We start from the raw sequence: 26,696 nt of genomic DNA, 5'->3' as shown, positions 1-26,696 counted from the left end.
AGGCCCTGGCCGACGCCCGCGCCGCCGGTTTCGCCGAAGAGGACCCGTCGTCGGATTTGGAGGGCCACGATTCGGCCGCCAAGGTCCGCCTGCTGGCCTTTGAAGCCTTCGGCCGCGCGCCCGAAGACGTGTCCAAGGATGTGCTGTCGCCCTCGACGCCGGTCGGCCCGCATGTGCGTCAGATCGGCGCCTGCCGCGCCGACGGCGGCGCCCTGTCGGCCGTCGTGGCGCTGGACCCCGACTGCGCCGAACCGTTGTTCCGTACGCTGAAAGGTGAACGCAACGCCCTGCGGGTGGTCGGCGCCGACGGGCGGGTGTGGCGCTGTCGCGGGCGCGGCGCCGGACGCTGGGCCACGACCGAGAGCTTGTTGGCCGATCTGGCCGACATCGCTCGCGCCCGTCACGGCGAGTGACGAACACCAACGCGTCGGGCTAGGTGAGGGGATGGCCGTCTTCACCCCCGTCAGCGACGCCGAGGCGCGGAGTTTCCTCGACGCCTACGATCTCGGCGATCTGATCGCCCTGACGCCTATCGCCGAGGGGGTGGAGAACACCAACTATGCGCTTCAGACGGGCGCAGGCCGGTTCGTCCTGACCCTGTTCGAAGGGCGCACGGACGCCGCCGCCCTGCCGTTCTGTCTGGGTCTGACCGACCGGCTGGCGGATGCGGGCCTGCCGACCGCGCGGCCGGTGCGGGATCGTTCCGGGACCTGGCTGGGGACGTTGAACGGGCGCTGCGCCGCCGTGGTCGAATGGCTTAACGGCGCCTGGCCGCGCACGCCGTCGCCGCCCCAGGCCCAGGCCGCGGGCGCCATGCTGGCGCGGATGCATCTGGCCGCCGCCGACTATGCGGGGCGCCGCGACAACCCGGTCGGTCCCGCCGCCTGGCGCGCCCTGGCCGACCGCATCGCCACGCGGGCCGGGGGCCAGGATCGGGTGATGCTGGAACGGGTCGAGGCGGCCCTGGACGCGCTGGGCGATCCGTTCACGGATGATCTGCCCGTCGGCGCGATCCACGCCGACTATTTCCCGGACAATGTGCTGTTTGAAGACGACGCGGTTTCGGGCGTGATCGACTTCTATTTCGCCTGCACCGGGCCTCTGGCCTATGATTTGGCGATCGCCTTGTCGGCCTGGGGTTTCGACGGTTCGGGTCGTCCGTCGCCGGACATCCTGGAGGCCTTTCAGCGCGGCTATGAAACGATCCGTCCGCTAAGTTCCGTCGAGATCGCCGCCCTGCCGCGCCTGGGCCGGGCCGCCGCGTTGCGGTTCACCCTGACGCGGCTGCATGACCGGGTGTTCCACGACCCGTCGAAACTGGTGACGCCCAAGGACCCGGGGGCCTTCCTGGCGCGCCTGGATCACTGGCGCTAGGCCGAGAAGGCGCGCACGGCGTCCAGCGCCGCTGCCTCGGTCGGGTCGATCACCGTCATCCGCTCGGGCTGGTCGCCCAGGCGCCGGATGACCGGAACCGGCTCAGGCTCGATCCCCAGCACGCCCGAGACGAAGGCGCCGAATTTCGACGGATGGGCGGTGGACAGGGCCACCACCGGCCCGTTCGAGCGGTCGATCCGCCGCGCGGCCGACAGGGCCACGGCCGTGTGCGGACAGACGATCCGGCTCCAGTCGGCATGTGCGCGGGCGATCTCGGCCTTGGTGTCCGCCTCATCGACCGAGACGGCCGTGACCTCGGCGCGCAGGGCGGCCAGCAGATCGTCGTCCAGCCGCGCCCGGCCCTCGCGGGCGAAGGTCTCGAACACCGCGCGTGTCGCCGTCGCGTCGCGGCCCGAGGCCTCGAACACCAGGCGTTCAAAATTCGACGGGGCCTGCACGTCCATCGACACGCTGCCGGTCTCGACCGCGTTGCGGCGTTCGTAGAGGCCGTCGTTGATGGCCCGGGCCAGGGCGTCGTTCGCGTTCACCGCCGCCACGAAACCGTTGGCGGGCAGGCCCATCTTGGCGGCCGCGATGCCGGCGAAGGCGTCGCCGAAATTGCCCGTGGGCACGACCCAGGTCGCCGCCCGCCCGCCCAGTTGCGACGCCGCCGAGACATAATAGGGAATCTGGCCCGCCAACCGCGCCCAGTTGATCGAATTGACCGAGCTGAGCCGCCCGTGCGCCCGGAGATCCTCCTCGCCCAGCAGGGCCTTCACCAGCCGCTGGCAGTCGTCGAAGTCGCCGCGTACGGCCAGGTTCAGGACGTTGTCCGCCGCGACCGTGGTCATCTGTTTGCGCTGCACCGGCGAAACGCGATCCAGCGGATGCAGCACCACCAGCCGGATGCGCTCGGCGCCCGCGAAGGCCGCGACGGCCGCCGCGCCGGTGTCGCCGCTGGTCGCCGTCAGCAGGGTCAGCCGCTCGCCGGAGACCGCCAGCGCCGCGTCCGCCAGACTGGCCGCCAACTGCATGGCCAGGTCCTTGAACGCCGCCGTCGGCCCGTGAAACAGCTCCAGCACGTAAAGGCCGTCCTCGACCTCGATCAGGGGGGTCACCGCCGGATGGCCGAACCCCGCGACCAGCCGCCGGATCGCCGCGTCCAGCGCCCCCTTGGGCAGGGCGTCGCCGATGAAGGGCGTCAACACCTCGGCCGCGATCTCGACATAGGTCCGTCCCGGCCGGGCGGCGTCGGGCGCCAGCGTCGGCCAGGCCTGGGGCATATACAGGCCCCCGTCCGGCGCCATGCCGCGCAATAGGGCCTGGGCGAAGTCGGCGACCGGCGCCTGGCCGCGCGTGGAGACATAGAGATCGGGGCGGGACGTCATCATCTCTTGGTACCGAGGCGGCCCGCCGTCGTCACCTGCATTCGCCCGTCAATGCGCCTCGGCTGGCGTCGGGCGCGCCGCCGCGCCATTTAGGCGGGATGGATCGCCGCCTGCTGCTTCGTCTGGGCCTGGGCGCCGCCGTGGTCGGCGGGACCTTCTGGGTGCGCGATCACGTGCTGTGGGCGCCGCCGAAGGCGAGCTTTTCGGGTCCGCGCCAGACGACCGGCTGGCTGCCCTGGGCCGTGCGCCACACCGCCGTGCCGACCGTGCGGGTCATGATCGCCGGGCGCCAGATCAACGCCCTGGTCGACAGCGGCGCGCAATATTCCGTCATCGACCGCGCCCTGTTCGCCGCCCTGTCCGCCGATCGGGGCGCGCCGCGGGGGTTCGACCTGCCGCTGGTGGCCTATGGCGTCAGCGGCGAACCGCAAATGGGCAAGGGCGCGATGCTGGATCTGTCGGTCGGGTCGCTGCGGCTGACCGGATTGCGCACCGGCATATTGACGCTGGGTCCCTTGGCCGGCGCCGAGGGTCTGAGCACCCCCCTGGTGCTGGGTCAGGATGTTCTCGGCCGCCTGAGATTCGGCGTCGATACGGATCGCCGCCGCCTGGTCTTCACGGCGCCCGATGCGGATCGCCTGCCGCCGGACGTCTCGCCCGTTAGTGTGACGCGGCGGGGGCGGGCGCTGGTCGCCGCGATCACCGTCGAGGGGATGCGGATCGACGCCGTGGTCGATACCGGCGCCTCGGGCCTGTTGTCGCTGCGTCGCTCGGTCGCCGATGCGGCGGGCCTGTTGGACGGGCGGCCGGTCGAGCACGGGTCCAGCCTGGTGCTGGGCGGCGCCGTCGCGGCCCGGATCGTCAGGGCGCGCACCATGACCTTCGCCGATCAGGTGCACCGCAACCGGCCGGTCTCCATCTTCGCCGACACGGCCGCGCCCGGCGTGCCCGACGCCCTGCTGGGCATGGGCGCCTTCGCCGGGCGGCGGGCGGTGATCGACATGGGCGCGGGCAGGCTCTGGGCGTCCCGGCCGCTGGACCTGACGGTGGGATAATCCAATCCTCCCCCCGCTGGGTGGGGCAGGGTCTAGACCGCGCCGAAGGTGTCGCAGACCGCCGGATCGCCGGAATCGTAGCCGCGCCGCAGCCATTCGACCCGTTGGGCGGAGGATCCGTGGGTGAAGCCTTCGGGCACCACGCGGCCGCCCGAGCGGCGTTGCAGCGTGTCGTCGCCGATGGCGTTGGCGGTCTTCAGCCCTTCCTCCAGATCGCCGGGGTCCAGCGCCACCTCGCCGTTCGACACGGCGGCGGCGTTGCGCGCCCAGACGCCGGCGTAGCAGTCGGCCTGAAGCTCCAGCGCCACGGAATAGCGGTTGGCCTCGGCCTGGCCCGAGGCGCGCTGCTGCGCCTGCTGCACCTCGGCGCTGACGCCGGTCAGGGTCTGGACGTGGTGGCCGTATTCATGGGCGATGACATAGGCGCGGGCGAAGTCGGCGCCGGACGCGCCCAACTGCTGCTCCATCTGGGTCCAGAAGCCGAGGTCCAGATACACGGTCTGATCGGTCGGGCAGTAGAAGGGACCCATGGCGGCCTGGCCGTAGCCGCACTGGGTGCCGGTTCCACCGTCGTAAATCACCGTGGGATTCGGCGGGCGATAGCCGTTCAGCTTGGCCGCCCAGACCTTGTTGATGTTGGTGCCGATCACATCGACGAACTGGCCGGCTTGGTCCTGGGGCGTGCCGACCTGGCCCTTTTCCTGGGCGCCGACGCCGCCGAACTGGCTGGCGATCTGCTGGGTCGTGGACGGGTCTATGCCGAAGACGAAATAGCCGATGGCGGCCAGGACCAGCACGCCCAGGCTGCCGCCCGCCACGGCGCCGCCGCCCATTCCACGCCGATCCTCGACGCCGCCGCCGCGTTCTCCGCCTTGCCACCGCATGATCCGACCTCTCGCTGTTCTTCCATTCCAAGCTAGGCCGTAACGCCGGTCGAAGGAAAGAGATGCATGCAAGGTGGTTGATCGTGACGTTGCTCGTCCCCATTTCACGGTTCGGCCGCGCGTCCGCCCATTCGGGGGACGTATAGGCCGGGTCGCTTGACGAAGGACCGAGACCGATGACGACGCGCACCCTCCTGTTCGACAGCCCGTTCCTGTTGGGTTTCGACCACACCCGCGCCCTGATAGACCGCGCCGCCAAGGCCGCGGCCGAAAGCTATCCGCCCTACAATGTCGAACAGCGCGGCGGTCACGCCGTGCGCATCACCCTGGCGGTGGCGGGTTTCTCGCCCGAGGAACTGACCATCACCCTGGACGGGCGGCAGTTGACCATCGCCGGCAAGCGTGAGGACGCGGGCAAGGGCGACGAACAGGCCTTCCTGCATCGCGGCATCGCGGCGCGCGGCTTCCTGCGCAACTTCGTTCTGGCCGATGGGCTGGAGGTCGAGGGCGCGCGGTTGGAGCACGGCCTGCTGCACGTCGATCTGATCCGCCCGGAGCAGGAGCGCAGCGTCAAACGAATCCCCATCACGACGGGCTGAGCCAACGGCCGTCGCATCCGCCCGTCAGTCGGGCGTCAGTCGAATTACGAAGGAGGCGGTCTTGATGACGCCGTTTATGAGCAAGAAGGAACTGGCCGCGTTGGGCGCGCCCGACCTGGTCTATGTCCGTGAGATCTCGGGCGCCGAGATCATCGCCAGCACGCCCGTGGCCGCCGCCAAGGGGCTGAAGGTCGATCCCGATCAGACGCTGTATGCGGTGCACAGCGCCGACGGCGAACGCCTGGCGGTCGTGACCGACCGCGAAACCGCCTTCGCCGCCGCCGTCGCGCACGAACTGGAGCCGGTGTCGGTTCACTGAACCCCTTAGCCTTCTCCCCTCGCGGGAGAAGGTGGGCCGCGGTGCGGCTCGGATGAGGGGGCTGTGTCCACGCCCTCATCGTCAGACCCTCAGCTTAGGTCAGGCCTACCCCTCATCCGTCATGCTCCGCATGACACCTTACTCCCGCAAGGGGAGAAGGAAGAGGTTCTCAAGCCGCCGTCGCCGCCGTGTCCCTGACGAACAGGGCGTGGATGGCGTCCGGCGTATGCGCCTGGCGCAGGCGTTCGCGCAGTTCGGGCGAGCGCAAGGCCCGTGACACTGCCGCCAGCGCCCGCAAATGCTCGGCGCCCGCGTCGGGCGAGGCGAACAGGGCGAACATTAGGTCGATCGGACGGTCGTCCACGGCGTCATAGGCCACGGGCTGGTCCAGCCGCACGAAGACCGCGCACACCCTGTCCAGGCCCGTCAGCCGCGCGTGGGGCACGGCCACGCCGCCGCCCAGGCCGGTCGAACCCAGGGCCTCGCGCTCCATCAACGCCGTGAAGATCGCATTGCCGTCCCGGCCCAGCACACGGGCCGCCGCCTCCGCCGCCACATGCAACGCCTGGCGTTTGGAGGACGCTCCGCTCCGCAGGACGATGCCGTCGCGCGTCAGCAGCTCACCGATGTCCATAATAACCCCGACTCGCACACACATCCCGATTGGGCGGGCGCCGTTTAGACGCTCCGCCTCTGTTGGGAAAGCCTTACCACTAAGCCTTTACCGAACCGTGTCCGTTCAGTGACCCATTGGCGGCGGGTTTGACCGTCCGCTCCGGGTCGATCCAGCCGACGTTGCCGTCGGGCCGGCGATAGACCACCGACAGGCCGCCGTGCGCGGCGTTGCGGAAGATCACGACCGGATAGCCGGTCATGTCCAGCTCCAGCACCGCGCGGCCGACCGTGATGGTTCGGATCTCGTGCTCGGTCTCGGCGATGACCATGCCGGTCGGCGGCGGTTCGCCCGGCAGTCCGGCCTCGCCGAAGGTGGCGTCCTCGACGCTCTCGGGCGCGCGCAGCACGATGCTGCGGGCCACGTCGCGGGCGGCGTCCTCGGTCTTTTCGGGGGAAAGACCGCGCGGGCCGATGTGGTGGTCCTTCAGGCGGCGCTTGTAGCGGCGAACCCGCTTCTCCAGCTTGTCCAGGCTGTCCGAGAAGGCTGCATGGGCGTCGCCGCCGAAGCCGGAAGTCACCAGCGACTGGCCTGAGGCCAGTCGGACCCAACAGTCGACCTTGAAGCCGTGGCCGTCCTTGGACACCACGACCTCGGCCTCCTGGCCGCCGCGTTCGAAATACTTTCCGACGCCGTCTTCGAGTTCCTGGGAGATGCGCGAGCCTAACGCTTCGCCGACATCCACGTGCTTGCCGCTGACTTGGACTTGCATGCGGATAGAACGCTCCCACCGCCGAAGGGTGTCAACGCCGATCACCAATTTGTGGTGGGTTTTTCACGGTGTTTTGGAGGGGCGCGGACGCGGGCGCCGCGGCGGTTCGCCGACAGGGCGAACAGCGCGTCTCATCCTCGCGTCGCGGGTGTTCGCGGCAGGGCGATTCCTAGCCGAAGCGCAGCATCCGCTTGCGTTCGACCGACGAGGGAATGCGCAGCGCCTCGCGATATTTCGCCACGGTGCGGCGGGCGATGTCGATGCCCGCCTCCTTCAGGATTTCGACGATCCGGTCGTCGCTCAGGACGTCGCCGTCCGCCCCCTCGCCGTCGATCATCGCCTTGATGCGGCTGCGCACCGATTCGGCGGAATGGGCCGCGCCGCCGTCGGTGGCCTGGATGGCGGCGGTGAAGAAGAATTTCAGCTCGAACACCCCGCGCGGCGTGGCGACGTATTTGTTCGACGTGACCCGGCTGACGGTCGATTCGTGCATGCCGATGGCCTCGGCCACCGTCTTCAGGTTCAAGGGGCGCAGGAACTCGACGCCGAAGGCCAGGAAGGCGTCCTGTTGGCGCACGATCTCGGACGCGACCTTCAGTATGGTCTTGGCCCGCTGGTCCAGCGACTTGACCAGCCAACTGGCCTGGGCCGCGTAGTCGGCGACGAAGGCCTTGTCGGTGTCGTTGCGCGCCCCGGCCGAGACCACGCCGTGATAGCGTTTGTCGACCAGCAGGCGGGGCAGGGTGTCGGTGTTCAACTCGACCCGCCAGCCGCCGGCCGGATCGGGCCGCACATGGACGTCGGGGATCACCGTCTGGGGCGTCTCGCCGCCGAAGCCGGCGCCGGGGCGCGGCGTCAGGGCCTTCAGCTCGGCGATCATCTCGGCCATGTCCTCGGCGTCGACGCCGCAGGCCTTGCGCAAGGCCTGCAGGTCGCGTTTCGCCAGCAGGTCCAGGTTGTTCAGCAGACCGTCCATGGCCGGATCGAAGCGGTTGCGCTCGATCAGTTGCAGCTTCAGGCACTCGGGCACCGAGCGCGCCATGACCCCCGTCGGTTCAAAGCCGTGACAGACGGCCAGCACCGCCTCGACCCGCTCCAGGCCGCAGCCCAGCCGGTCGGCGATCTCGGCCAGTTCGCCGCGCAGATAGCCGCCCTCGTCGACCGCGTCGATCAGGGCCAGGGCGACGGCGTGGTCCGAAGCCGAAAAGCCGGCCGACGACGCCTGGGCCTGCAGATGCTCCCACAGGGTCGCCTCGCGCCGTTCGTTGCGTTCGCCCTCGCCTTCGGGTGCGATCCCGCCGCGATTGGCGCGTGACCAGTCGGACAGGCCGGGCTGGTCGGTGGCGGCGTCATGGGCGGCGTCCGGCGCCCGGTCGCCCGAGCGTTCGCCCGGCGCGGCGTCGCCGTAGAGATCGTCGTCGCGGGCGTCCATCGCCTGGGCGGCCTCGCCGGGGCGGTCTTCGTTGAAGCTTAGTTCGGATTCGGACGTGCTCTCGACCCGCTCGGGCGCCTCGGCGCCGTCGCTGTCCGGCTCGTCGCGCGACAGCAGGGGGTTGCGCTCCAACTCGGCCTCGACGAAGGCGTCCAGCTCCAGGTTCGACAACTGCAACAGCTTGATGGCCTGCTGCAGTTGGGGCGTGATGACCAGCCCCTGACCCTGCCTGACCTCAAGCCTTTGACCCAGCACGTCCTGCCCCCGATCGAACCGGGACCTGGCCCGGAACTTGCTGGAGCCACATTGAAGCCGAAGGGGTTAACGGCGGTCTAAGCCCTTGATCCTCTCCCGACGCGCAGCTTCGGGGGAGGGGGACCATCCGAAGGATGGTGGAGGGGGCGAGGGCCACGGCCGGTGCGCGGGGTCGCCCCCTCCACCGCTTTGCGGTCCCCTCCCCCACGCATGGGGGAGGATCTGTCAGGGCTTCAGCCGTACATCTCGCCCAGATAGACGCGCCGCACCTCGGGATCGGCGATCACCTCGGCCGCCGTGCCCTCGAACAGCACCGCGCCGCCCGAAATGATCGAGGCGTGGTCGATGATGTCCAGGGTCTCGCGGACATTGTGGTCGGTGATCAGCACGCCGATGCCCTCGTTCGCCAGATAGCGGATGACCTGGCGGATGTCGGCGATGGCCAGGGGGTCGATGCCGGCGAACGGTTCGTCCAGCAGCATGAAGCTGGGCCGTCCGGCCAGGGCGCGCGCGATCTCGCAGCGCCGCCGCTCGCCGCCCGACAGGGCCGAGGCCGGAGCGTGGCGCAGGTGCTCGATGCGCAGTTCGTTCAGCAGGCGGGTCGTCTCGGCCCCGACTTTGTCGCGCGGGTGATGCAGTTCGACCACCGCCTTGATGTTCTGTTCGACCGTCATGCCGCGGAAGATCGAGGCTTCCTGGGCCAGATAGCCCAGGCCCATGCGGGCGCGCTGGTACATGGGCTGGCCGGTGATGTCCTCGCCGTCCAGCCAGATCGAGCCGCTGTCGGCCGGGATCAGGCCGGTGATCATGTAGAAACAGGTGGTCTTGCCTGCGCCGTTGGGACCCAACAGGCCCGCCACCTCGCCGCGCTGGACCGTCAGGGACACGTCGCGCACCACCTGCCGCTGGCCGAAGCTGCGGGCGATGTGGTTGACCCGCAGACCCTTTTCCGCAGGCCGAACAAAAGGAGCCGGTGCATCGATCACCGGCTCCAAATTCAACGCTGATAACTCTTTTCGAGCCAATAGTTATGCCTATTCTGGGCCATCATGTTGATTGCGAGGGCCGCCCGTCCAGTCTTTGGGGTATGTGATGCAGGTGATCCGACCGCCATCGGTGACATCCTTGATGCACGATGTGCGATCAGGCAACCCAGTGTGTGTGTATGGTACGCATTGATGGCCTTCTGGACACTCAGGAGGCGGGTAATTTGGTTCATCCTTCAAGCCAGCGAAGCTAGGGGATGACGTGGACATCACAACACTTACAACCAGAACGCTCAGAGAGATTTTCATCAGGCAATTCTCCTGTAGGAGGAAATGTTGTGCCTTTTCATCTCTAGATTGTCAATCAGCGTTGGCTGGGATAGAGCACGCCTTCAACACGTCCGTTGGTGCCGCCATCCCACCTCGCATTGCCGGTCTGGAGGTTGTAAATTAGGCGTCCGCCAGTAGCCACATTTCGGCCCTGACTGAGAATGACGTTTCCGGTAACTACGAGATTACCGCTTTCGATGTCGTAGTCCGCGCGATCAGCTCTTATGGTTTGATCTGACATAACGAAGTATACATTGCCGCTAGATTTTGCACTTGTTGCGGTCTGATTCCTTATAGTTATATCTATTCGATCGGCGCGCAACCTTCTGTCACCCTGCAGCACTTCTGCACGGCCAATCAACGAATAACCGTCTGCTGATAGTTCCGCTCTGTCCCCGCCAAAACTTACAGCCGCATTGCTGTCACTATGATCGCCCGGCGTACTTTGCGCGCCGCCGACGCCTGGCAGGGCCAGCATGACGGCCGTGGTCGCCGCGAGAAGGATCAGTCTGGTCTTCGCCATGGTCATCCGCCGGATCGGGGGGCGATGGTCCCCCGCACCTTGTTGTCGCCCGAGCCGCTGAACGTCACGCGCCGCCCTTGATCCCGGATGACATAGGACGAAGCGGTCACGGTTCCAAGCGGCCCTGACGCCTGGACGCCCTTGTCGCCCGACACCACGCCGGTGTCGGTGTCGACCACGGCTTCCGGCGTCGTCAGGATCAGGCCCGATCCGCCGTCCGAGATGCGCACGTTCGGGCCGATGATGACGCGGTCGTTGGCCTCGTCATAGACGCCGCCGTCGGCGGTCAGTTCGGTCACCTTGCGTCCGCCCAGGTTCAGCCGCAGCGCCGGTCCCACCAGGCGGAAACGGCCGGTCGCGGCGTCGCGCACCGCCCCCTCGGCGCCGATGACGAAGGTGCGGCCCAGCGCGTCCTGTCCGTGGAAGCGGGGCTTGTCCAGCCGCACCTCCTGGCTCTCGTTGGCCTTGCGCTCGACCCCCGACATGACGGTGCGGAACACGGTCCAGGTCAGGGCGCCGCCCGCCAGCGCCAGGATGACGATCGGCAGGACGCGTCGATACAGCTTCACCCGCCGTGACCGCGTGCGCCAGCGTTCGCCCGCCAGGGCGACCCGGGCCTCGTCCTGTTTGATGCGGTCGTCCGTGGGTTCGCTCATCGGGTTCAGGCGTGGGCGAAGATGTCGATCTCGTCCCACCCGGCCAGGTCGAGACGGGCGCGGACGGGCAGGAAGTCGAAACAGGCGCGGGCCAGGTCGGTGCGTCCCTCGCGGGCCAGCATCTCATCCAGCCGCGCCTTGACCGCGTGCAGGTACAGCACGTCCGAGGCGGCGTAGTCCAACTGGGCCGGGGTCAACACGGCGGCGCCCCAGTCGCTGGATTGCTGGGCCTTGGACAGCTCCACCCCGGCGCATTCGCGCACCACGTCCTTCAGGCCGTGACGGTCGGTGTAGGTGCGGGCCAGTTTGGAGGCGATCTTGGTGCAATAGACGGGCCGGGTCTCGACCCCCAGGTGCAGCTCGAACATGCCGATGTCGAAACGGCCGAAGTGGAAGATCTTCAGCACCTTCGGATCGGCCAGCAGCCGCTTCAGGTTCGGGCAGTCATAGGACGGCCGGTTCAGCCGCACGATATGGGCGTCGCCGTCGCCGGCCGACAACTGGACCACGCACAGCGGATCGCGCCGGAAACGCAGACCCATGGTCTCGGAATCCACCGCGACGACGGAACCCAGGTCCAGGCCGTCGGGCAGGTCGCCTTCGTGAAGATGAACGGTCATGGGAACCTCAACTACCTTTTCGACGCGCCGGAAGCGATAGGCGCCCTCAAGCAGTCGCGAACCGCGTTCGCGACGTTAGGGCCAGAAAAGAGAAAGGCGCCGCATCGAGGATGCAGCGCCTTTCAGAAGATGGTGCCCAGAAGAGGACTCGAACCTCCACGGCCTTTCAGCCACTGGCACCTGAAGCCAGCGCGTCTACCAATTCCGCCATCTGGGCCCTGGGGTTTCCCCCGGGAAGGCGCGGACCCTTAAGGGAGGCGGCGGGGGTGGTCAACAGGGATTTCCGTGAAAGTGGACGGGGGCGGGCGAATTCCGTTACCCCTTTGAAAATCACCGCCGTCAGTCGTGGGGGACCTGTTTCTTGGCCGCACCGAAATCGTCGACCGAAGACCTGTCCCTGACCCATGCCGAGGCCATGGCCTTGATGACCGCCTACCGTTTCGGCCCCCTGACGACCTATCGGCTGCGGCGGCTGTACGCCGAGGCGCCGGTGGCCAGCTATTCCAACAGCACCGGCACGGTCTATCCGGTGGTGCGGCGGCTTTCCGCGCGCGGCCTGGTCGACGCCCGGCCGGTCGAGGGCAGTCGGCGCGGGGCCGAGACCATCGCCTGCACAGAAACCGGCCGTCGCGCCTTGAAGGCGTGGGTGATGGAGCTGGGCAAGGAAGAGGCGATCCTGTCCGACACGGCGCGCAGCAAACTGTCCTGCCTGACCCTGCTGACCCCCGCTGAGCGAATCGAATGGGCCGATCGGCTGCTGGCGAACCTGGCGGAGGCGACCCGCGTGCTGGACGAATTCTACGCGCGCCACGGCGATGTGCCGTTCGCCGACCTGCTTCAGGATAATTTCGTCTCGACCCTGGAAAGCCGCCGGGCCTGGGCCGAGCGGACCCGCCGCGCCTTGGTCGATCAAGGCGGCTGAGACCCGTCTTCGCATTAACCGTGTCGGCTTACCCGGTCTTGAGGGGCGTCGGGCTAAGCCGTCGGCATGAAACAGGCCGTCCTGACGTCCGATCCGGTGTCCATGCCCGCGGCCGCGCCGCCCGTGCGGGGGGCGCCGCGTCTGCGCCTGTTGGGCGAATGCGTCGATCTGCTGACGCCCGCGCAGGTGTTGGCGCATATGCGCGACGCCGTCGCCGCCAAGCGCCGCGCCGTGATCGCCAACCATAATCTGAACAGTCTGAACCTGATCCGCGGCGATGCGGCGATGCGGGCCTTCTATGACGCGGCCGAGCTGGTGCAGATCGATTCCACGCCGTTGATCGCCTTCGGCCGCCTGCTGGGCCTGCCCGTCAGCCGCGCCCACCGCAGCACCTATCTGGATTGGCGTGAAGATTTCTGGGACCTGGCCGACCGCCTGGGTTGGCGGGTCCTGTATCTGGGGGGCACGGTCAAGACCGGGGCCGAGGCCGTGCGCCGATTGTCGGCCCGACGGCCCGGTGCGGTGATCGAGGCCCGTTCCGGCTATTTCGACGCCACGCCGGGATCGTTCGACAACACCGCCGTCCTGGCGTCGATCGCCGCTTTTCGGCCCGACGTGCTGATGGTCGGCATGGGGATGCCGCGCCAGGAGGCGTGGATCGCGCGAAACCTTCAGGCCCTGCCGGACTGCGTCATCCTGAACGTCGGGGCCGCCTTCGACTATGAGGCCGGGGTCCAGAAGGCCGCGCCTCGCTGGATGGGCCGGGTCGGGCTGGAATGGCTGTATCGGCTGGCGCACGATCCGCGCCGCCTGTTCCGCCGCTATTGCCTCGAACCGTGGAGTCTGGCGGGACCGGCGACGCGCGATGTCCTGGCCGCGTTTCGACGGCGGAGGCGAGGCGCCTGACCGGCGGCCGTTCGTCGATGAAAACGCGCTTTCGCCAATCGGGAGTGGCGTGATCCGTTCCGGGGGCGTAGCACCGACGGGCTGACCCTCGCCGAACCGATAGAATTTCGAGGTGTTTTGGGGAACTCGCGTTCATCTGGCGCGATATAGGGCGACGTCTTGGGGGAACCGGCGTGATCGATCTGCACTGCCACCTGCTGCCCGGCATCGACGACGGGGCGACCGATCTTGAGACGTCGCTGGCGATGGCGCGCATCGCGGTCGAGGACGGCGTATCCCTGATCGCCTGCACGCCGCACCAGATGCCCGGCTATTACGAGAACACCGCGTCCGGCATCCGTCAGGCCGTGATCGACCTTCAGGCCCAGCTCGATGCGGCGGGCATCGCTCTGAAACTGACCACCGGCGCCGACGTCCATCTGGTGCCGGACATGGCGGCCGGTCTCCGGGAGGGGCGGCTGATGACCCTGGCCGACGGCCGCTATTTCCTGTTCGAGCCGCCGCACAACACCGCCCCGCCGCGCCTGGCCGATGCGGTCTTCGACACCATGGCGGCGGGCTTTCATCCGATCATCACCCACCCGGAGCGGCTGCGGTGGATCGAGGATCACTACGACACCATGACCCTGCTGGCGAAATCGGGGGCCTGGATGCAGCTCACGGCCGGGTCCATCACGGGGCGTTTCGGCAAGCGGGCGCAATATTGGTCCGAGCGGATGCTGGACGAGGGCCTGGTCCATCTGATCGCCAGCGACGCCCACAATCTGCGCGCCCGCATTCCCAAGCTCTCCAGCGCCGTCGAGGCGGTGGCGGCGCGCCTGGGCGAGCAGGCGGCCCAAGACATGGTGGTCACCCGCCCCCGGGCGGTTATAGAGAATGCGTCGCCGTCCGATTGTCCGCCCGCCGTCGGGCGCGGCCCGGTCAAACGCGGCTTCTGGTCCGGCCTGTTCGGTTCACGGGGATGAAGATGTTGATGGTTCGAATGATGGCTCTGGCCGCGACGTGCCTGATGCTGGCGGCCTGCGGCGGCGGGACCGCCGCGCCGACGACGACCTTGAACGACTGGAGCGTGGCCAGCGGGTCTGTCACCCAACCGGCGATGGAGTATCGCATCGGGGCCTTGGACAAGCTGAACGTCACCGTCTTCCAGGTCGCGGACCTGACGCTGAAGGATGTCCAGGTCGACGCCGTCGGCAATCTGCAACTGCCGCTGATCGGCACGGTCATGGCCAAGGGCAAGACCACCGCCGAACTGACCGAACTGATCCGCAGCCGCCTGGCGGCCGACTATCTGCGCAATCCCCAGGTGACCGTGGTGGTGTCCCAGGCGGCCAGCCAGAAGGTCACCGTCGACGGCGCCGTGATCCAGCCGGGCGTCTATCAGATGACCGGCAACACCAGCCTGATCCAGGCCGTGGCCATGGCGCGGGGTCCGAGCCGAACCGCCGAGCTGGCGCGCGTGGCGGTGTTCCGCAACATCGACGGACAACGCCAGGTCGCCCTGTTCGATCTGCGCGCCATCCGGCGCGGCCAGGCCGAGGACCCCCAGATCCTGGGCGACGACGTGGTCGTGGTCGACAGCTCGGTCATGAGCTCCACGATCGCCAACGTCCTGGGCGCGCTGCCGGCCCTGGCGATCTTCCGGCCGTTCTAAGCGCGCTCAGACGTCGTTGCGGCCGCGCAGCCAGGTCACGAAGGCGGGCACGCCTTCCGAGATCGGCGTCGAGGGCCTGTAGCCGGTCAACGCCTCCAACAGCTCCGACGACGCCCAGGTGGCGGGCACGTCGCCGTCCTGCATCGGCAGGAAGGTCTTCTTGGCCTGCATGCCCATGGCCCGCTCCAGCTCGGCCACGAAGTCCATCAGCTTGGACGGCGCGCCGCCGCCGATATTGACCAGGCGATAGGGCGCCACGGGCGACAGGGTGTCGAACGGCCCGACCGGTTCGCCGATCACGGGCGGCGCGTCCGCCAGGCGCACGATCGCCTCGACCAGATCGTCGATATAGGTGAAGTCGCGCGACATCTGGCCCTGGCCGTAGATCTCGATGGCCTCGCCGCGCCGCATCGCCTGGGCGAATTTGAACAGCGCCATGTCCGGCCGTCCCCAGGGTCCATAGACGGTGAAGAAGCGGAAGAAGGTCGTCGGCGTGCCGAACAGGTGGGCGTAGGCGTGGCCCATCAGCTCGGTCGCCCCCTTGGTCGCGGCGTACAGGGTCAGGGGGTGCACCGCCGGGTCCGTCTCGCGGAACGGCATCTCGGTGTTGGCCCCGTAGGCCGAGCTGGTCGAGGCGCACAGCAGGTGTTTCACCGGCCGCCGCCGCGCCGCCTCCAGCACATGGAAGCTGCCGACCAGGTTGGAGGCCACATAGGTGTCGGGGTGGTCGATGCTGTAGCGGACCCCGGCCTGGGCGGCGAGGTGGATGGCCACGTCCGGCGCGGCGGCGTCCCAGGCGGCGTTCAGGGCCTCGGCGTCGGCCAGGTCCAGCCGATGGACGCTGTAGCCGTCGAAGCCTTCCAGCACCGCGTTGCGGTCTTCCTTCAGCGCCGGGTCGTAATAGGCCGAGAAGTTGTCGACGCCCGCCACCACATGTCCCGCCTCCAGCAGGCGACGCGCCAGGTGAAAGCCGATGAATCCGGCCGTGCCGGTGATCAGGAAACGCATGGGTCGGGCCGCGCGGGTCAAGGAAGGTCAGGTCCTATAGCCACCCGCCGCCGCATATGGAAACGGCCGCTCCCTTTAGGGAAGCGGCCGTTGTGGTGGAGCTAAGCGGAGTCGAACCGCTGACCTCTTGAATGCCATTCAAGCGCTCTACCAACTGAGCTATAGCCCCGGATCTTTCGATCTGGTCCGCCGGGTCGTTCTTGCGAATGGCCCCCGGCGAGGCGGCGGAACCTATGTCAGGGCCTTGATGCGATCAAGCCCGGTTCCGGGTTTTTTTTCATCTCCGCGCCGGCGAGCTGAAAAGCTCGCCGGAACAGAGACTTGTCTGATTTACTCGTCATCCTTGGACGGTTTGACCATGTCCTCGTCGAAGCCGTCTTCGTCTTCGTCCTCGATGAAGGGGACGGAGTCGTCGTCATCGTCGTCCAGCACGTCGTCGTCGTCGCCGTCGCTGGTTCCCATGCCGGCGTCCGCGGGCGTGTCGGGACCGGCGGCGTCGTCGTCTTCGTCGTCCGGCGTCAGGATCGGCTCATGGCCTTCCTCGTCGATCTCGGGGGCGGTGACCGCCTCCTCTTCGTCCTCGTCGTCGCCGTCGGCCTTCTTGTCTTCGACCTGATCCTCGGCGTCGTCGGCGGCGTAGCCGGCGCCGCGACCGCGCGTGCGGCGCGATTTCAAGACCTCTTCAGGGTCGAATTCAGTTTCGCATTTCGGGCAACGGGCCGGGCGGCGGTTCAGGTCGTAGAATTTCGCCTGGCAGTTGGGGCACACCTGCTTGGCGCCCAGTTCGGGATTGGCCACGGAGAGAGAACCTTTGGCGGGGGATGGAATCGGGCCGGTCCCTTGCCACCCCCCGGACCCGCTGTCAAAACCCGATTGCGCGCCGCCCCGCCGCGCCTGCCCCACAGAATGTTTTCCCGGAGCCGACAGGCGTGTCCTCGCCTTCCGAATTGACCGCCCGTCCGGGCGCGCCGTTAAGGGGCGTCGTCGTCGCTCCCGGCGACAAGTCCGTGTCGCACCGGTCGTTGATCCTGGGCGCGATGGCCCAGGGCGTGACCGAGATCGAGGGTCTGCTGGAAGGCGACGACATCCTGGCCACCGCCCGCGCGGCGGCGGCCTTCGGCGCGGCGGTCGAGCGGTTGGGCGAAGGCCGCTGGCGGGTGACGGGGCGGGGCGGATTGCGCACGCCCGAGGGCGTCATCGACTGCGGCAACGCCGGCACCGGCGTGCGTCTGCTGATGGGGGCGGCGGCCGGTTATCCGCTGACGGCGGCCTTCGACGGCGACGCCTCGTTGCGCAAGCGGCCGATGAAACGCGTCACGGGACCGCTGGCGGCCATGGGCGCGCGCTTCGACTGGACCGGGCAGGAGGACCGCCTGCCCGCGACCCTGAGCGGCGGAGCGCTGAACGCCATCGAACACGTCCAGACGGTGGCCTCGGCCCAGATCAAGTCGGCGATTCTGCTGGCGGGTCTCAACGCCGCCGGAACGACGGTCGTGGTCGAGCCGGAGAAAAGCCGCGACCACACCGAACGCATGCTGCGGGCCTTCGGCGCCCAGGTGGACGTCATGGAAGAGGGAGGAGGCTGGCGCATCGCCCTACGCGGCGGCCAGCGCCTGGCCGGAACCGTCGTGGCCGTGCCGGGCGATCCGTCCTCGGCCGCCTTCCCGCTGGCGGCGGGGCTGATCGTTCCGGGTTCGCAGGTGACAGTGCGCGACGTCATGCTGAACCCCCTGCGCACCGGCCTGTTCGAGACCTGGCGCGAGATGGGGGCTGATCTGGCCGTCTCGAACGTGCGCGAGAGCGGCGGCGAGACCGTCGGCGACGTCACCGCCCGGCATTCGACGCTGAAGGGCGTGGTCGTGCCGCCGGAACGCGCGGCCTCCATGATCGACGAATATCCGATCCTGGCCGCCACGGCCGCCTTCGCCCAGGGACCGACCGTCATGCGCGGGATCGGCGAGATGCGGGTCAAGGAAAGCGACCGCATCGCCCTGATGGCGGCGGGGCTGGCCGCCTGCGGCGTCCGGGTCGAGGAAGAGCCGGAAGGGTTCATCGTCACCGGCGGCCCGGTGCGCGGCGGCGTGCGCGTCACGACCCACGGCGACCACCGCATCGCCATGAGCCATCTGATCCTGGGCCTGGCCGCCGACCAGGCCGTGACGGTGGACGAACCCGGCATGATCGCCACCAGCTTCCCGGGGTTCGTCGAACTGATGCGGGGCTTGGGAGCCGACATCGGATGACGGCGGGCCAGAACATCACGGGGCTGGCGCGCGACGCCGCGATGTGCTGCTTCACCGACGAATGACCCGTCCTCTCGTCATCGCCGTCGACGGCCCGGCCGCCTCGGGCAAGGGCACGATCGCCGCCCGGCTGGCGGCGCATTACGGCCTGCCGCATCTGGACACCGGCCTGCTGTATCGCGCGGTCGGCCAGGGGGTGATCGCCGCGCGCGGCTCGCTGGAGGACGCCGGTCTGGCCGAGGAGATCGCCCGCGCGCTCGACGCCTCGGACATCGCCGCCACCGACGTCCTGACCGGCGGCGAGGCGGGCGAGGCGGCCAGCAAGGTCGCCGGCCATCCCGGCGTGCGCGCCGCCCTGCTGGACCTGCAGCGCGCCTTCGCGGCCCAGCCGGGCGGGGCGGTGCTGGACGGGCGTGACATCGGCACCGTCATCGCTCCGAACGCCACGGCCAAACTGTTCGTCATGGCCACGCCGCAGATCCGCGCCCGCCGCCGCTGGCTTCAGCTCCAGGCCCGGGGCGAGCCGATCGGCTTCGAGGCCATGCTGGCCGACATCCAGCGCCGCGACGAGCGCGACGCCGGCCGCGGGGCCGCGCCGATGGTCCAGGCCGCCGACGCGGTCTTGCTGGATACGACCGATATGGATATAGAGGCCGCCTTCGATGCGGCCCGCCGTATCGTCGAGGCGGCGCGCGCATCCTGACCGGGATGCAAATCCAACGCACCTGACCTCGGCTTCCGCGGGCGATCCGGCGCTGACGCGACCCGCATCCATAACGACCTGATCTTCTTTCAACCCACCCGCGCGGGGCCGTTCGGCTTCGCGCCTTCAGCCTTTCAGAAACCTCGTAACCTCATGACCGACACCCTCACCCCCACCCGCGACGATTTCGCCGCGCTTCTGGACCAACAACTGCAAGGCCGCGATCTCGGCGAAGGCCAGGTCGTTCACGGCCGCGTCGTCGGCATCGAAAAGGACATCGTCATCGTCGACGTCGGTCTGAAGACCGAAGGCCGCATCGCCCTGCGCGAGTTCGGCCAGGGCGAAGGCGCCGTGCTGCCCAAGGTCGGCGACAACGTCGAGGTCTATCTGGAGCGCGTCGAGAACGCGATGGGCGAGGCGGTCATCAGCCGCGACAAGGCCCGCCGCGAGGAAGCCTGGACCCGTCTGGAAGCCGTGTTCGAGCGTGGCGAGCCGGTCAACGGCGCCATCGTCGGCCGCGTCAAGGGCGGCTTCACCGTCGATCTGGGCGGCGCCTCGGCCTTCCTGCCGGGTTCGCAGGTCGACATCCGTCCGGTGCGCGACGTCGCCCCGCTGATGGGCAAGGACCAGCCCTTCGCCATCCTGAAGATGGACCGTCCGCGCGGCAACATCGTCGTCTCGCGTCGCGCCATCCTGGAAGAGGCCCGCGCCGAGCAGCGCACCGAACTGGTCGGTCAACTGGCCGAGGGCGAAGTGCGTGAAGGCGTGGTCAAGAACATCACCGACTACGGCGCCTTCGTGGACCTGGGCGGCATCGACGGCCTGCTGCACGTCACCGATATGTCGTGGAAGCGTGTCTCGCACCCGTCGCAGGTCCTGGCCGTCGGCGACACCGTCAAGGTCCAGATCGTCAAGATCAACCCGGACACCCAGCGCATCAGCCTGGGCATGAAGCAACTGCAGTCGGACCCGTGGGACGGCGTGGAAGCCAAATACCCGGTCGGCGCCAAATACACGGGCCGCATCACCAACATCACCGACTACGGCGCCTTCGTGGAGCTGGAAGCCGGCGTCGAGGGCCTGGTGCACGTCTCGGAAATGTCGTGGACCAAGAAGAACGTCCATCCGGGCAAGATCGTCTCCACCTCGCAGGAAGTGGACGTGGTCGTGCTGGACGTCGACAGCTCCAAGCGCCGCATCTCGCTGGGCCTGAAGCAGGCCCAGGACAATCCGTGGGACGCCTTCGTGGCCAACCACCCGGTCGGTTCGACCGTCGAGGGCGAAGTCAAGAACGCCACCGAGTTCGGCCTGTTCATCGGCCTGGACAACGACATCGACGGCATGGTGCACCTGTCGGACCTGGACTGGAACGTCTCGGGCGAGGAAGCCATCCAGCGCTACCGCAAGGGCGAAACCGTCAAGGCCAAGGTGCTGGACGTCGACATCGAGAAGGAACGCGTCTCGCTGGGCATCAAGCAGCTCGGCGGCGATCCGATGGAAGGCGACACCTACAAGAAGGGCCAGCAGGTCACCGTCACCGTGACGGCGATCGAAACCGGCGGCATCGAAGTCAAATTCGGTGAAGACGACGCCCCGGTCACCGCCTTCGTGCGCAAGTCGGACCTGTCGCGCGACCGCAACGAACAGCGCACCGAGCGTTTCGCCGTCGGCGACCGCGTCGACGCCATGATCACCGGCGTCGACAAGGCCACCCGCCGCGTCTCGATCTCGATCAAGGCGCTGGAGATGAAGGACGAGCAGGAAGCCATCGAACAGTTCGGGTCGTCGGACTCGGGCGCCTCACTGGGCGACATCCTGGGCGCCGCCCTGCGCGAGAAGGCCGGCAAGGAGTAATCAGCCTCAAGCAGCGAGCGACCGTGTCGCGAGCGTTAGGCTGAAAAAGAATGGGGCGGCCGGAGCGATCCGGCCGCCTTTTTTCTTGGCGGGTTCCCGTCAGATGTCGGCGATTGAGTTTTCTCCGTCTCCCCGGCGAACGCCGGGGAGACGGTGGGGGCCGATATGCAATGTGAGTTCAGTGTTTTCTTGGCCGCATCGTGCATCCGCCGTCCCGCGCGAAAGCCTCTTGCTTTCAGGCAAGGAGGGGCGAGCCATGGATCGTCGGCGATTTCTGGCGGGCGTCACGGCCGCCGCGACGGCCACAGGCGGGGCGGGGCGGGTCCTGGCGCGCCAGGCGGCGGAGGATTGGCGCAACACGCTGACGGCCAAGGCCCAGGCGCCGATCGACGCCGGGGCGACGCCGGGCCTGCAGGTCGCTGTCTGGCGGGGCGGGGAAGCCTTGTTCAGCCAGGGGTTCGGCCAGGCCAATCTGGAGACGGCGGCGCCGTTGACGCCCGCCTCGGTCATGCGGGTCGGCTCGGTGACCAAACAGTTCACCGCCGCCGTCATGCTTCAGCTCCAACAGGAAGGCCGCCTGTCGCTGGACGATGCGCTGGCGCGGTACAGGCCCGACATCCCGCGCGCACAGGACTTGATCCTGCGGCGGATGCTCAACCACACATCGGGCCTGGGCAACTATACCGACCGTCCAGATCGCGCCGAACTGATGCAGGCGGCGCGGGCCGACCGCACGACGGCCCAGAACGTGGCCGAGGTCGTCGCCCATCAGCCTTTCATGGCCTATGAACCGGGCCAAGGCTGGGCCTACAGCAACTCGGCCTATGTCCTCTTGGGCGCCCTGATCGAACAGATCGACGACCGGCCGTTGGGCGAAACCATGAAGGCGCGGCTGTTCGATCCCCTGGGCCTGGCCGACACCGCCCTGGACGACGCCGCGCGGGTCGTGCCGAACCGTGCGTCCGGCTATACCCCGCGCCGTGGCGGAGGGTTCGACAACGCCGCCTATGTGTCGATGAGCTTTCCGGCGGCCGCGGGCGCGCTGCGCTCGACCTGCGATGACCTGTGCCGCTGGACCGAAGCCCTGCACGGCGGCCGGGTGCTGAACGCCGGCAGCCTGGATCAGATGCTGACGCCGGGCCGGTTGATCGACGGCTCCAGGCCGCTGAATCGGCGCGGCCTGCCCCGCGACTACGGCCTGGGCCTGATCGTGACCGACCATCCCCGATTGGGCCGCGTGGCCATGCATGACGGCGACATCATGGGCTTCTCCGCCATCGTTTGCCGCTTTCTGGACACCGGCTTGAACGTCGCCGTGGTCTCGAATTGCGACGCCCACGGTGATTTCGAGGCGCTGTTGGCGGGCCTTCGCGCGGCGGCGGACGGCCGGGGCGGCCGCTGAAACCGGTTTCAGCACATGTTTTCTGACATTAAAGTCGATTATCGTCGGGAATCCGGTCTCTGCCCCTTTTTCGTGCAGCGGGCGACCGCTAGGGTGCGCGCCGCGATCGAAAGACGGTCGCGGCCCAAGGGGCTGAGACGGTCCGGGAGAAGGCGGGGGCCTTTGAATGATCAAGTCTGAACTGATCGAGAAACTGGCGGCCGAGAACACCCATCTGACCCATGCCGAGGTCGAACGGGTGGTCAATATCGTGCTGGGTCAGATGACCCAGGCCCTGGCCGACGGCGGCCGGGTCGAGCTGCGCGGTTTCGGCGCCTTTTCGGTGCGTTCGCGGCCCGCGCGCGTGGGCCGCAATCCGCGCACCGGCGAAACGGTCGAGGTGCCGGCCAAGTCGGTGCCCTTCTTCAAGAGCGGCAAGGAGCTGCGCGAGCGGCTGAACGCCTCTGGGGACGCCTGATCCATGAGCCTGTTCAGCGAGTTCAAGGAGTTCGCGGCGCGCGGCAACGTCGTCGACCTGGCGGTCGGCGTCGTCATCGGCGCCTCGTTCGGCAAGATCGTCACCAGCCTGGTCGATCAGGTGGTGATGCCGCCGATCGGCCTGTTGCTGGGCCGGGTCGATTTCTCGAAGCTGGAATGGGTCTTGGTGCCCGAAGACCCGGCGACGACCGCCGTCGAAAAGGTGGCGATCCAATACGGCGCCTTCCTCAACACCGTGATCCAGTTCCTGATCGTGGCCTTCGTCGTCTTCCTGATGGTCAAGGCCATCAACAAGATGCGTCGCGACCAGGCGGCCGATCCCGCCGAGGTCCCGGCCGCGCCGACGCCGACCGAGGCCCTGCTGATCGAAATCCGCGACGAACTGAAGGCCCGGCCCAAGGGCTGAGCGGACGCGTGGCGTCCGCCCGTCGTCCTCAGGCGGCGGCGCGGCCCGATTTCTGATTGGCCGCCACGGTCACGGGCGGTTCGCGCAGACAGACGGCGTAGTCGGCGTCATAGGCGGTCGGCGACCACAGGGCGGGATCGGGCGCATCGGCGGCGAATTTGATGTGACAGTGGCCCCAGCCGCCTTCCTGGCGCGCCGAGGCCGCCAGCGGTCCCAACTGTTCGATCAGCCGAGGCGCGACGAGCGGCAGCCGCACCTTGGCCGCGCCCAGCGAACGGGCGTTGGCGATCAGGGTCTTCACCAGCACCGGGATCGCGTCCTTTTCATCGTTCAGCGCCACCAGATCGAGGATCTCCAGGAAGGGCGGGTCGATCGCCGCCCCCTTGCCCAGCACCGCCATGGCCACGCCGGTGATCCGGCGCCCGCGATTGAAGCCCAGCAACAACGGCGGCCGGGTCAGATCGGGATCGGCCAGCCGCCAGCGCAGCATCGCCGGACTGCGATCGGCCACCAGTCGGCCCTCATCCACCAGCGCCGTCCAGAAGTCGCCGTAACGTGACCTGTCCGCCAGGTCGCTCAGCACCGCTACGCCTGGGGGCAGTTTCAGGTGCGGCGTCGCGGCCAGGCGAGGATTCATCAAGCGTTCGCCCAGCCGCGGCGCCAGTTTGGGCGCGGCCTTGGCGACCGTGCGCAACAACCGCTCTTCCATGCAGACCAGGGGGTCGACCACCCAGGACAGCTTGACCGCGTGGGTTTCGGGCCACGGCAGCATGTCGAACCGGCCATAGAGCGGCGCGGACAGGGGATTGGCGTTGAAGATCCATGTGGCGAAGACGTTCTGCTGTTTCACGAAAACGTCCAGCAGGTCGCGGCTGCGTCCGCGCTGAGAGGGCGGCACGATCAGGTTGAAGCCCGTCGCGCCGACAAGGTCGCGCTCATTCAGCCGATACCGCAGCAAAAGATTGCCCAGGAAAGCGACCGCCCGGTCGTCGTCGTCGGTGACGACCCAGCCGCACGGTTCGGCGTCGTGCCGGTGCGCCGGATTGGACCGCAGCCAGCGCCAGCCCTCGGCGGATCGAGGTCGCCAGCCGACCTCCAGATGCAGACGCCGGACTTCGGCTTCATCGGACGGGCGGAAAGGGCGGACAGGCATGGCGCGGTTCCGTGGCTCACATTGGCACACACGTCGTTCGCCAAGCAAAAGTCACACCTGCGGATACGTTTCGGTCGGCGGTCGGTCTCGGGCATGTGAATCCGTGTTTTCCGGCGTAGAAAGAGGGCCGAAGACGACAGGCGGAGGCGGATCGTGAAGCTGGACGGCAAGCTGCATTGGGGGCTGGCGGCGCTGGTCGTGGCCGGAAACATGATCGGCTCGGGCGTCTATCTGTTGCCCGCCACCCTGGCGACGACCGGCAGCTCCAGCCTGATCGGCTGGGCCGTGGCGGGGGTCGGGGCGGTGACCCTGGCCCTGGTGTTTGCGGTCCTGGGCCGGACCCAGCCGGACGCCGACGGCCTGCCGGGCTTCGCCGAGCGGGGCCTGGGACGGTTCTTCGGCTTTCAGACCACCCTGGCCTTCTGGGCCGCGGCCCTGATCGGCAATGTCGCCGTGGCGGTGGCGGCGACCGGATACCTGGGCTTCTTCTTTCCGGCCCTGAAGACGCCGGTGGGCGCGACATTGAGCAATCTGGCGCTGATCTGGCTGGTGACCGGGGCCTATGTGCTGGGGGTGCGCACGGCGGCGCGGTTCGCGGCCGTCACCCTGATCGTCGGTCTGGCGCCCATCGTGGTCGCCATCGTGGCCGGGGCGGCGAGCTTCGACCCCCAGGTGTTCGCGGCGTCCTGGAGTCCGTCCGGCGATCCCTTGATCAAGACGGTTCCGGCGTCGCTGGCCGTCATCTTCTGGGCCTTTCTGGGCGTCGAGAGCGCGGCGGTGCTGTCGCAACGCGTGCGGGACCCGGCCCGCGACGTCGGCCGCGCCTCCATCGCCGGGGTCAGCCTGGCGACCGTCATCTACATCGCCGCCTCGGCCGCCGTGTTCGGGGTGATCCCGGCGGCGGTCCTGGCCCAGTCGACCAGCCCCTACGCCGATCTGATCGCGCGGGTGTTCGGGGCCTCGGTCGCGGGCGTGGCCGCCGCCTGCGCCGTCGTCAAGGCGACCGGCACCCTGGGCGGCTGGGTCATGATGGCCGGCGAGACGGCCCGCGCGGGGGCCGAGCACGGCTATCTGCCCAAGGGGTTCGGCCAGGGCGGACAGACCACGCGGGCCACGCCGCTGCTGGGCGGGGCGATCATGTCGATCGCGGCGGTGCTGTCCAGCCAGGCGACGCTGGGCGGCCAGTTCGGCCTGTTGATCGGCGTGACCTCGGTGCTGACGCTCAGCGTCTATGCGGTCTGTTGCGTCAGCCTGTTCCGCACGGCCCGAACCGGGCGCGACAAGACGGTGGCGGTCGTCGGCCTGATCTTCAGCGTGGCGGCGGTCGCGGCCGCGGCGCCGGGCTATATCCTGCCCACGCTGGGCTTCGTGGCCGTGGTCAGCGGGGCCTGGTTCCTGTGGGTGCGGCGGCCGTCGGTTGACCCGGCCCAGGCATAGCTTTAGTCACCCCGCCGTTTGCCCGCCGGAATCACGCTTTAAGGAACGCGCCATGACACAACTGCTCAAAGGCGCCACCGGGGTTCTGGTTCTGGCCGACGGAACCGTCCTGCAAGGCATAGGCGTCGGTGCGACGGGCCAGGCCCTGGGCGAGGTGGTCTTCAACACCGCCATGACCGGCTATCAGGAGATCCTGACCGACCCCAGCTACATGAGCCAGATCCTGGCCTTCACCTTTCCGCACGTCGGCAACGTCGGGGTGAATGTCGAGGATGTGGAGCAGATGGGCGGCGGGTCCGAGACGGCGGCCGTGGGCGCGGTCTTCCGCGACCTGCCGACCGATCCGGCCAATTGGCGCGCCGACGGTTCGTTCGACGCCTGGATGAAGCGGCGCGGCGTCGTCGGCCTGGCCGGGGTCGACACCCGCGCCCTGACCAAGATGATCCGCGACAAGGGCGCGCCGCACGCGGTGATCGCCCACGATCCCGACGGCCGGTTCGATCTGGAAGCCCTGGCCGCCCAGGCGCGCGCCTGGACCGGCCTGGTCGGCCTGGACCTGGCCAAGCCCGCCTCGACGCTTCAGGCCTTTGAGTGGAATGAGGGCGTGTGGGACTGGCCCGAGGGCTATCCGACCGTCGCGGGCGGCAAGTCGGTGGTCGTCGTCGACTACGGCGTCAAGCGCAACATCCTGCGCGCCCTGGCCTCGACCGGCGCCAAGATCACCG

At 68.5% G+C, this 26,696-nt stretch carries 28 protein-coding genes, 2 tRNA genes and 1 pseudogene; 17 read left to right on the top strand and 14 right to left on the bottom strand.

The annotated features are described in order from the left end of the window. Both V7D63_RS09935 and thrB read left to right on the top strand, forming a co-directional pair. Positions 1–413, top strand: a pseudogene (locus V7D63_RS09935) (homoserine dehydrogenase); the annotation flags it as partial. A 31-nt stretch (positions 414–444) separates the two neighbouring features. Next, positions 445–1,374 (top strand): homoserine kinase, encoded by a 930-nt coding sequence (gene thrB / locus V7D63_RS09930; protein ID WP_333592115.1) that lies wholly within the window; start codon positions 445–447, stop codon positions 1,372–1,374. Here thrB and thrC read toward each other — a convergent pair. Next, positions 1,371–2,762, bottom strand: coding sequence for a threonine synthase (gene thrC, locus V7D63_RS09925; RefSeq protein WP_333592114.1), 1,392 nt, complete (start codon positions 2,760–2,762; stop codon positions 1,371–1,373). The genes thrB and thrC overlap by 4 nt on opposite strands. Before the next feature lie 98 nt (positions 2,763–2,860). On the opposite strand from thrC, the gene V7D63_RS09920 reads away from it, so the two are divergent. Continuing rightward, positions 2,861–3,817: an aspartyl protease family protein gene (locus V7D63_RS09920; RefSeq protein WP_333592113.1), complete on the top strand. Its 957-nt coding sequence runs from the start codon at positions 2,861–2,863 to the stop codon at positions 3,815–3,817. Between the two features lie 32 nt (positions 3,818–3,849). Here V7D63_RS09920 and ypfJ read toward each other — a convergent pair whose 3' ends face one another. Next, complete coding sequence (ypfJ, locus tag V7D63_RS09915) at positions 3,850–4,701, bottom strand: KPN_02809 family neutral zinc metallopeptidase (RefSeq protein WP_333592112.1); 852 nt, start codon at positions 4,699–4,701, stop codon at positions 3,850–3,852. A 176-nt stretch (positions 4,702–4,877) separates the two neighbouring features. Between ypfJ and V7D63_RS09910 the strand changes: the two genes are divergently transcribed. Further along, complete coding sequence (locus V7D63_RS09910) at positions 4,878–5,300, top strand: Hsp20 family protein (protein WP_333592111.1); 423 nt, start codon at positions 4,878–4,880, stop codon at positions 5,298–5,300. 64 nt (positions 5,301–5,364) lie between these two features. Next, the gene (locus tag V7D63_RS09905; protein WP_333592116.1) at positions 5,365–5,619 is read left to right on the top strand and encodes a DUF1150 domain-containing protein; all 255 of its coding nucleotides are present in this window, start codon (positions 5,365–5,367) and stop codon (positions 5,617–5,619) included. A gap of 169 nt (positions 5,620–5,788) precedes the next feature. On the opposite strand, the gene V7D63_RS09900 is transcribed toward V7D63_RS09905, so the two are convergent. From V7D63_RS09900 to V7D63_RS09865, 8 genes are all read right to left on the bottom strand, one after another. Further along, the gene (locus V7D63_RS09900) at positions 5,789–6,253 is read right to left on the bottom strand and encodes a PTS sugar transporter subunit IIA (RefSeq protein ID WP_333592110.1); all 465 of its coding nucleotides are present in this window, start codon (positions 6,251–6,253) and stop codon (positions 5,789–5,791) included. Positions 6,254–6,332: 79 nt separating this feature from the next. Further along, positions 6,333–7,004 (bottom strand): ribosome hibernation-promoting factor, HPF/YfiA family, encoded by a 672-nt coding sequence (gene hpf, locus V7D63_RS09895; protein WP_333592109.1) that lies wholly within the window; start codon positions 7,002–7,004, stop codon positions 6,333–6,335. 169 nt (positions 7,005–7,173) lie between these two features. After that, positions 7,174–8,691, bottom strand: coding sequence for an RNA polymerase factor sigma-54 (gene rpoN / locus V7D63_RS09890; protein ID WP_333592108.1), 1,518 nt, complete (start codon positions 8,689–8,691; stop codon positions 7,174–7,176). Positions 8,692–8,924: 233 nt separating this feature from the next. Beyond that, on the bottom strand, positions 8,925–9,692 hold the full coding sequence (lptB, locus tag V7D63_RS09885) for an LPS export ABC transporter ATP-binding protein (protein ID WP_333592107.1): 768 nt from the start codon (positions 9,690–9,692) through the stop codon (positions 8,925–8,927). A gap of 349 nt (positions 9,693–10,041) precedes the next feature. Continuing rightward, positions 10,042–10,536, bottom strand: a complete 495-nt coding sequence (locus V7D63_RS09880; protein ID WP_333592106.1) for an LptA/OstA family protein — start codon at positions 10,534–10,536, stop codon at positions 10,042–10,044. Then, entirely contained in the window at positions 10,533–11,186 is a 654-nt protein-coding gene (gene lptC, locus V7D63_RS09875; RefSeq protein WP_333592105.1) for an LPS export ABC transporter periplasmic protein LptC, read from the bottom strand. Before lptC ends, V7D63_RS09880 begins: the two co-directional genes overlap by 4 nt. A gap of 5 nt (positions 11,187–11,191) precedes the next feature. After that, a complete protein-coding gene (locus V7D63_RS09870) occupies positions 11,192–11,806 on the bottom strand; it encodes a ribonuclease D (RefSeq protein ID WP_333592104.1) in 615 nt (204 codons plus the stop codon). 130 nt (positions 11,807–11,936) lie between these two features. Further along, positions 11,937–12,023: transfer RNA gene (locus tag V7D63_RS09865), tRNA-Leu, on the bottom strand. A gap of 144 nt (positions 12,024–12,167) precedes the next feature. On the opposite strand from V7D63_RS09865, the gene V7D63_RS09860 reads away from it, so the two are divergent. The 4 genes from V7D63_RS09860 (at position 12,168) to V7D63_RS09845 (ending at position 15,288) form a co-directional block, all read left to right on the top strand. Further along, positions 12,168–12,728 carry a PadR family transcriptional regulator gene (locus V7D63_RS09860; RefSeq protein WP_333592103.1) on the top strand — a complete coding sequence of 187 codons (561 nt, stop codon included), beginning with the start codon at positions 12,168–12,170 and terminating at the stop codon, positions 12,726–12,728. 66 nt (positions 12,729–12,794) lie between these two features. After that, positions 12,795–13,634 (top strand): WecB/TagA/CpsF family glycosyltransferase, encoded by an 840-nt coding sequence (locus V7D63_RS09855; protein WP_333592102.1) that lies wholly within the window; start codon positions 12,795–12,797, stop codon positions 13,632–13,634. A 173-nt stretch (positions 13,635–13,807) separates the two neighbouring features. Further along, positions 13,808–14,599: a tyrosine-protein phosphatase gene (locus tag V7D63_RS09850; RefSeq protein ID WP_333592101.1), complete on the top strand. Its 792-nt coding sequence runs from the start codon at positions 13,808–13,810 to the stop codon at positions 14,597–14,599. Positions 14,600–14,607: 8 nt separating this feature from the next. Then, positions 14,608–15,288, top strand: a complete 681-nt coding sequence (locus tag V7D63_RS09845) for a polysaccharide biosynthesis/export family protein (RefSeq protein WP_333592100.1) — start codon at positions 14,608–14,610, stop codon at positions 15,286–15,288. 6 nt (positions 15,289–15,294) lie between these two features. On the opposite strand, the gene V7D63_RS09840 is transcribed toward V7D63_RS09845, so the two are convergent. The 3 genes from V7D63_RS09840 to V7D63_RS09830 all read right to left on the bottom strand — a co-directional run bounded on the left by V7D63_RS09840 (position 15,295) and on the right by V7D63_RS09830 (position 17,094). Then, entirely contained in the window at positions 15,295–16,296 is a 1,002-nt protein-coding gene (locus tag V7D63_RS09840) for an NAD-dependent epimerase/dehydratase family protein (protein WP_333592099.1), read from the bottom strand. Between the two features lie 93 nt (positions 16,297–16,389). Next, positions 16,390–16,465, bottom strand: a tRNA-Ala gene (locus V7D63_RS09835). Between the two features lie 161 nt (positions 16,466–16,626). Then, the gene (locus tag V7D63_RS09830; protein ID WP_333592098.1) at positions 16,627–17,094 is read right to left on the bottom strand and encodes a TIGR02300 family protein; all 468 of its coding nucleotides are present in this window, start codon (positions 17,092–17,094) and stop codon (positions 16,627–16,629) included. Positions 17,095–17,225: 131 nt separating this feature from the next. On the opposite strand from V7D63_RS09830, the gene aroA reads away from it, so the two are divergent. The 6 genes from aroA (at position 17,226) to mscL (ending at position 23,381) form a co-directional block, all read left to right on the top strand. Continuing rightward, positions 17,226–18,539, top strand: a complete 1,314-nt coding sequence (gene aroA / locus V7D63_RS09825; RefSeq protein ID WP_333592097.1) for a 3-phosphoshikimate 1-carboxyvinyltransferase — start codon at positions 17,226–17,228, stop codon at positions 18,537–18,539. A gap of 61 nt (positions 18,540–18,600) precedes the next feature. Further along, complete coding sequence (gene cmk / locus V7D63_RS09820) at positions 18,601–19,242, top strand: (d)CMP kinase (protein ID WP_333592096.1); 642 nt, start codon at positions 18,601–18,603, stop codon at positions 19,240–19,242. Positions 19,243–19,395: 153 nt separating this feature from the next. Then, a complete protein-coding gene (gene rpsA, locus V7D63_RS09815; protein WP_333592095.1) occupies positions 19,396–21,096 on the top strand; it encodes a 30S ribosomal protein S1 in 1,701 nt (566 codons plus the stop codon). Positions 21,097–21,352: 256 nt separating this feature from the next. Beyond that, the gene (locus V7D63_RS09810) at positions 21,353–22,498 is read left to right on the top strand and encodes a serine hydrolase domain-containing protein (RefSeq protein ID WP_333592094.1); all 1,146 of its coding nucleotides are present in this window, start codon (positions 21,353–21,355) and stop codon (positions 22,496–22,498) included. Positions 22,499–22,664: 166 nt separating this feature from the next. Then, positions 22,665–22,955, top strand: a complete 291-nt coding sequence (locus tag V7D63_RS09805) for an integration host factor subunit beta (protein ID WP_333592093.1) — start codon at positions 22,665–22,667, stop codon at positions 22,953–22,955. 3 nt (positions 22,956–22,958) lie between these two features. Continuing rightward, on the top strand, positions 22,959–23,381 hold the full coding sequence (gene mscL / locus V7D63_RS09800; RefSeq protein WP_333592092.1) for a large-conductance mechanosensitive channel protein MscL: 423 nt from the start codon (positions 22,959–22,961) through the stop codon (positions 23,379–23,381). A gap of 28 nt (positions 23,382–23,409) precedes the next feature. Here the strand turns inward: mscL and V7D63_RS09795 are convergent, their stop codons facing one another. Then, entirely contained in the window at positions 23,410–24,534 is a 1,125-nt protein-coding gene (locus V7D63_RS09795; RefSeq protein ID WP_333592091.1) for an N-acetyltransferase, read from the bottom strand. A gap of 153 nt (positions 24,535–24,687) precedes the next feature. On the opposite strand from V7D63_RS09795, the gene V7D63_RS09790 reads away from it, so the two are divergent. Together V7D63_RS09790 and V7D63_RS09785 are read left to right on the top strand one after the other, a co-directional pair. Beyond that, complete coding sequence (locus tag V7D63_RS09790) at positions 24,688–25,971, top strand: amino acid permease (RefSeq protein WP_333592090.1); 1,284 nt, start codon at positions 24,688–24,690, stop codon at positions 25,969–25,971. 52 nt (positions 25,972–26,023) lie between these two features. Further along, positions 26,024–26,696: carbamoyl-phosphate synthase domain-containing protein (locus tag V7D63_RS09785; protein WP_333592089.1), on the top strand; the 673-nt coding region annotated here is incomplete at its 3' end.

It is taken from the genome of Brevundimonas sp., assembly GCF_036732845.1.
Classification (GTDB): Bacteria; Pseudomonadota; Alphaproteobacteria; order Caulobacterales; family Caulobacteraceae; genus Brevundimonas.
This window is presented reverse-complemented; position numbering and strand designations above follow the sequence as displayed.